Origin of the sequence: Butyrivibrio sp., from assembly GCF_017635265.1 — a bacterium.
Taxonomy (GTDB): domain Bacteria; phylum Bacillota; class Clostridia; order Lachnospirales; family Lachnospiraceae; genus Butyrivibrio.
This window is the reverse complement of sequence record NZ_JAGBLU010000138.1, coordinates 81,313-87,740: the sequence shown is the minus strand read 5'-3', so window position 1 is coordinate 87,740 and position 6,428 is coordinate 81,313. Positions and strand designations below refer to the sequence as shown.

Sequence of the window (6,428 nt, the reverse complement as noted above, 5' to 3'; positions counted from 1 at the left end):
TCCTTCATATATCCGCAAGTTCAACATGGTTCAGGAACTTGTTGATGGAGGTTCATTCCTTCTCAACTGCCCATGGACAGTAGATCAGCTTGATGCTGAGATCCCTGGACAGGTTAAGAAGTTCATGTATGATCACAAGATCAACTTCTACATCATGAACGGTTCTAAGATCGGTGTTGAAGTTGGAATGGGTCCTACAAGAATTAACACAATCCTTCAGTCAGCATTCTTCAACATCACAAAGATCATTCCTGAAGAAGATGCTATCAAGTTCATGAAGGATGCAGCTCAGAAGACATACGGCCGTAAGGGTGAAGATGTCGTTAAGAAGAACTGGGCAGCTATTGATGCCGGTGCAGATCCAAAGAACCTTATCAAGGTTGAGATCCCTGAGTCATGGGCTAACGCACAGGATGAAGGTCTTGACTTCAAGAAGGCAGAAGGATCAAGAAAGGATGTTATCGACTTCGTTAACAACATCCAGTCTAAGGTTAATGCACAGGAAGGTAACACACTTAAAGTTTCTGATTGTCTTCCATACGTTGATGGTGCTACACCTTCAGGATCAGCTGCATACGAGAAGAGAGGTATCGCAGTAAACGTTCCTGCTTGGGATGCTTCAACATGTATCGGTTGTGGATTCTGCTCACTTGTATGTCCTCATGCAGCAATCCGTACAATCGCTATGACAGACGATGAGATCGCTAAGGCTCCAGAAGGACTTCAGACAAAGCCACTTGCTGGAATGGATGGATATAAGTATTCAGTTGTTATTTCTGCTCTTGACTGTACAGGTTGCGGATCTTGCGCAAATGTATGTCCTGGTAACAATAAGGGCGAGACACTTAAGATGGGTGCTATCGCTGCTAACAAGGATGAGCAGAAGTACTTCGACTATGCTGTAACACTTCCTATTAAGGAAGACGTTGTTGCTAAGTTTGGCGAAGCTTCAATCAAGGGTTCACAGTTCAAGCAGCCTCTCCTTGAGTTCTCAGGAGCTTGTGCTGGTTGTGGTGAAACACCTTACGTTAAGCTTGTTACTCAGCTCTTTGGTGACAGAATGTACGTTGCAAACGCTACAGGATGTACATCAATCTGGGGTAACTCATCACCTTCAACACCTTACACAGTAAATGCTAAGGGACAGGGCCCAGCTTGGGATAACTCACTGTTCGAAGACAATGCTGAGTTTGGTATGGGTATGGTTCTCGCACAGAACGCTCTCCGTGATGCAATCAAGGAGAAGGTTGAAGAGATCGTAGCTGCAGGCGGCGCTGCTAAGGATGCTGCTCAGAAGTGGCTTGATACATTCAACATCGGTTCTGAGAACACAGCAGCTACAGAGGCTCTTGTTGAGGCTCTTAAGAACGACAGTTCAGATGCTGCTAAGTACGTTGTAAAGAATAAAGACTTTGCTGCTAAGAAGTCACAGTGGATCTTTGGTGGTGACGGATGGGCATTCGATATCGGATTCGGTGGTCTCGATCACGTACTTGCTTCCGGTAAGGATGTTAACGTTCTCGTTGTAAACACTGAGGTTTACTCAAATACAGGTGGACAGTCTTCAAAGGCTACTCCTACAGGTGCTGTTGCACAGTTCGCTGCAGGTGGTAAAGAGATTAAGCAGAAAGACCTTGCTTCAATCGCTATGAGCTATGGTTACGTATACGTTGCACAGATTGCTATGGGTGCTAACATGCAGCAGACAATCAATGCAATCAAAGAAGCTGAAGCTTATCCAGGACCTTCACTTATCATCGCATATGCACCATGTATCAACCAGGGTCTTAAGGCTGGTATGAACAAGGTTATGGATGAAGAGAAGAAGGCTGTTGCTACAGGATACTGGGATATGTTCAGATTCAATCCTCAGGCAGAGAACAAGTTCACGCTTGATTCTAAGCCAGCAACAGAAGACTTCCAGAGCTTCCTTGATGGTGAGGTTCGTTACCTTTCACTTAAGCTCAAGAATCCTGAGAGAGCAGCTAAGCTCAATGCTATGGCAGCTGAGCATGCTAAGGAGCACAGAGCTTATCTTGAAAAACTTGTTACACTTTACGGAAAGCAGTAATAAGAAAATAAAGACAAAAGAGAAGACCGGTTCGAATGAACCGGTCTTTTTTAGTAAAATGAAAAAATCAAATTTTTGAAAGTGTCTGAACGGCATTATCGGGGATGACAACCGAATAATGCTCATCCAAAAATTGCTGTGTTGCGGTACTTCCGATTTCTGTCTTGCCATATTCTGTAAGAAGTGAACAGATATTGGCAAATACACCATCTTCGATTTCACCCTGATGAAGTATCAGATAAAACTTACCGTTTACTTCATTTTTATATAAGGTGTTAATACCATTGAACTTCCTGCTTACAATTGCCGAGAATCTCATGACTTCATGTAAGGAGTCAAATGAAAAGATTCTTGAACCTTTTCGGCTTGGCTGACCTTTTTTTCGAGTGCCGGAGGTTTTCTCCTTGACTTTTTTTGAATCGGATAAAGGAGAAGAGCTTAGAGAACTGTCATAAAAATCTGACATATTGCTGTGCTGCAGTCTTCTGAAAAGACTTGAGACATCCTCGTCTTCGTCTTCGTATTCATCTTCATCATATTCATCGTAGTCGTCATCATCCTCGTCGTCATCTTCGTGAACTGAAGGAGCAAAGTTTGAAAAACGTGTATCAAGCTCTTCGGGATCATCAACTTTAGTAATGATAAGGACAATGCACTCTGAATTGATCGGGATAGCCTCTATCATAAGTGGGGTATCCTCAGCATCAAAGCCATATTCTAAATTGGCTTGCTGCATCATGTCCTGAAAAAGCTCTTTGGCTTTTTCGGTTCCATACGCAAGCTCTGTGATCTTAAGGTCGCGTTTCGCAAGGTCATCTCTGGTAAGGGTGCATCTAATCTGGTGATCATTGACTTTTTCAATCTTCATGATGCTTACCTCCTGACTTTGGAATACATAGATACTAGATGAAATGATATCCTATGTCAATACCTATATCGGCTTATTTTACTATTAAATTAAATGATATACAATAGGTTTTATGCAATTAAAATCTTAAGAAAATCTTAAGAAAATTCGATTGTTTTTCTTAAGAATTAGCTGATATTATTTTTTCTTGTGAGGTGCCTGCCGAGGATATGAATCCGGAAGGGAGGCGATTAGTTTCAGGGTACAATTTATTTTCTGCTATTCTTTTTTCTATGATTAAAATCATAGATGTCTTATGTTTAGTTTCGAAATAAAAATCCCCAAATTACTAATAAATTTTTAATCAACACAACAACAGAGCATTAACAAATCTAGTATTTTCTAATACTATTATACCATATTTTGTATAAGAAGATACGGATATAAAACAGGGTTTGGCGTTGGCATCTTACTGAGATTAAATTATGTCATATGAAAAGAATTATTAAAAAGCATTACTAACGAGGAATTATCACAAAATAAAATCCTTTTGGTTTTTGAAATCCACAAAAACAATCAATTGTATATAAGAGGCAACCCCGCCGTGAACATACATAAAGTGTAATGGTTGGATTAGGTACTTTCATAATGACGTAATAATAATTGTTTGGTATAATATAGGGCGATTGTAAAGGAGCTAGAACATGAAGAAAAAGGTGATTCCGGCGATTATTATAATCGCCCTTATTTTTATTTTAGGAGGAATCTATGCACTTCAGATTGTGTATGAACATTACTCTTATAGTACAGAGAAAGCTGATCTAAATGATTATTTTAATATATCAGGTGATAGTGATGTAGCTATTATTCTGGGAAATGAAATGATTGAAGAGAGAGCATATCTTATTGATGGCACTTACTATATGGACTTTGATTCAGTTCAGAAGTATTTAAATGACAGGTTTTATTATGGAAAGGCAGATGGAATACTGGTATATACAACCGCATCCAAAATAATAACAAATGAGATTGGAACTACGGTTTGGTCAGATACGGATGGTAATACATCAGATGAAGGCTATATCATCTCCAGACTTGATGGAGAGAATCTTTTAGTCGCTCTTGATTATGTAAAAAAATATACTAACTTTTCATATGAAGCTTTTACTGATCCCAATCACATACAGCTTACTACCAGCTGGGAAGATCAGCAGGTGGCAACCATTAAAAAGAATACACAGCTAAGAAAACGTGGCGGTGTAAAAAGTGAAGTTTTAGAGGAATTATCTGAAGGCGATAAGGTTGTAATTCTTGAAGAACTTGAAGACTGGGTTAAGGTAAAAAGTTCAGACTCCTATATAGGATATGTTGAAAAGAAACGTCTTGAAAATGAGACAACATTTAGTCCTATTCCTGTAACGGATTACGTTCCGGAAGAGTATACATCACTAACCAGAGATTATAAGATTAATCTTGGCTTTCACAATATAGGTGGATATGCAGGCAATGAGACACTTATAGCTTATGTTGAAAATACCAAGAAATTAAATGTCCTTTGTCCAACCTGGTTTGCACTTACTGATAACGATGGAAATATAAACAGTATAGCTTCAGCAGCCTATGTGGTTTCTGCTCACAACATGGGAATGGAAGTGTGGGCTCTTGTGGACAACTTCACCGGTGGAGACGGATTTTCCACATCTGAAGTTCTTTCACATGCCGCTAGCAGAGCAAACTTTATCGGTAACGTTGTTTCAAAGACACTTGAAGTTGGTGCAGACGGAATAAACCTCGATTTTGAATCTGTTGCGGCAGAGGATGGGCAGTCTTTTGTTGAACTTGTAAGAGAGATGTCGATTGCCTGCAGAAAAGCGGGACTTGTTTTTTCGATAGACAATTACGTTCCTATGAATTTTAATGATTATTATGATCTTGAAGAGCAGGGAATAGTAGCTGACTATTGCATTATCATGGGATACGACGAGCATTATGCCGGCTCCGCAGAAGCCGGGTCAGTAGCTTCTCTATCATATGTAGAAAATGGAATCATCAACACTTTAAAAGAGGTTGATCCTTCCAAGGTAATTAATGCAGTGCCGTTCTATACCAGAATCTGGCATACATCAGGTGGAGTGCTTTCAAGTGAAGCTGTATCCATGAAGGTCGCAAAAGAGTATATAAACAGTCACGGAATAGAAATGGTTTGGGATGCGGAAGCAGGACAGAACTATGGTGAATTTACTTCATCAGACGGCACTTTAAATCAGATATGGATGGAGGATGCTCTTTCTATAGGTCAAAAGATTGATGCCATGAAAGCAAGTGGCATAGCGGGTATTGCTGAGTGGTCCATTGGAATGGAAACCAGTGATGTTTGGGATGTTATTGCTGAATTTATGGAAGGGTAAGAAATTGGAAACAGAGTGTATAGTTATAGAAGAGAATAATATAGATGATACGGCTAAAAAGAATCTTCAAAGAGCCGGAGAGATTATAAAAAACGGCGGTCTTGTCGCTTTTCCGACAGAGACGGTTTATGGACTTGGGGGAGATGCATTAAATCCCGAGTCTTCCAAAAAGATATATGCTGCAAAGGGAAGACCTTCTGACAATCCGCTTATTGTTCATGTTTCTAACATGGCTGATGTTGAAAAAATTGTAAAAGAGGTTCCTGAAGCAGCAAAAAAACTGGCTGATGCCTTTTGGCCGGGACCGCTTACAATGATAATGAATAAAAATGATAAAGTTCCTTATGAAACCACAGGTGGTCTTGATACTGTAGCCATAAGGATGCCTAATAACAAGATAGCACTTGGTCTGATTGATGCTGCAGGTGGATTTATAGCGGCGCCGAGTGCCAATACATCAGGGCGTCCAAGCCCGACAGTGGCAAGGTATTGTCAGGAGGATTTGTCAGGCAAGATTGAAATGATAATAGACGGAGGCCAGGTTGGAATAGGTCTTGAATCAACTATCGTGGACCTTACAAGTGATGAACCGATGATATTAAGACCGGGCTATATAACGGCAGATATGTTAAAAGAGGTTCTTGGGTCAATAGCCATCGACAGGACAATAATAGACAGCACATCGACTCAAAGACCTAAGGCTCCCGGAATGAAATATAAGCACTATGCACCCAAAGGCGACCTTGCTATAGTTCAGGGAGAACAGGATAAGGTTATCGAATATATTAATGCAAGGTCTAAAGAGGCCAAGGCAGCAGGTAAAAAGGTCGGGATCATAGGAACAGATTCCACGAAGGCGCTCTATGAAGCTGATATAGTAAAGAGTGTAGGAAACAGAGATGATGAGAGTACCATTGCTCATGAACTTTTCAAGGTATTGAGAGAGTTTGATGATGAGGATGTTGATGTGATGTTCTCGGAGTCTTTTGACGAAAACGGAATCGGTCAGGCAATAATGAACAGGCTTTTGAAAGCAGCAGGTCACAATGTCATTTTGCTTTAGGTAGTTCTTTTGACATTGTGATGACTGTATTATAATAGT

The 6,428-nt window shown here is 40.2% G+C and carries 4 protein-coding genes; 3 read left to right on the top strand and 1 reads right to left on the bottom strand.

Features of this window, described 5'->3' with window-relative positions:
• Positions 1-2,071 (top strand): thiamine pyrophosphate-dependent enzyme (locus J6O61_RS17915; protein WP_292215678.1); only part of this gene is annotated, 2,071 nt, incomplete at its 5' end.
• Between the two features lie 67 nt (positions 2,072-2,138).
• Here the strand turns inward: J6O61_RS17915 and J6O61_RS17910 are convergent.
• On the bottom strand, positions 2,139-2,939 hold the full coding sequence (locus J6O61_RS17910) for an adaptor protein MecA (protein ID WP_292215677.1): 801 nt from the start codon (positions 2,937-2,939) through the stop codon (positions 2,139-2,141).
• A gap of 683 nt (positions 2,940-3,622) precedes the next feature.
• On the opposite strand from J6O61_RS17910, the gene J6O61_RS17905 reads away from it, so the two are divergent.
• Complete coding sequence (locus J6O61_RS17905) at positions 3,623-5,326, top strand: glycosyl hydrolase family 18 protein (RefSeq protein ID WP_292215676.1); 1,704 nt, start codon at positions 3,623-3,625, stop codon at positions 5,324-5,326.
• 4 nt (positions 5,327-5,330) lie between these two features.
• Positions 5,331-6,389 (top strand): L-threonylcarbamoyladenylate synthase, encoded by a 1,059-nt coding sequence (locus J6O61_RS17900; RefSeq protein ID WP_292215675.1) that lies wholly within the window; start codon positions 5,331-5,333, stop codon positions 6,387-6,389.
• Positions 6,390-6,428 lie beyond the last annotated feature (39 nt).

Bases quoted from the DNA above. Each gene is read 5' to 3' on its own strand.
- J6O61_RS17910 (WP_292215677.1), bottom strand. From the start codon at position 2,939: ATGAAGATTGAAAAAGTCAATGATCACCAGATTAGATGCACCCTTACC.
- J6O61_RS17905 (WP_292215676.1), top strand. From the start codon at position 3,623: ATGAAGAAAAAGGTGATTCCGGCGATTATTATAATCGCCCTTATTTTT.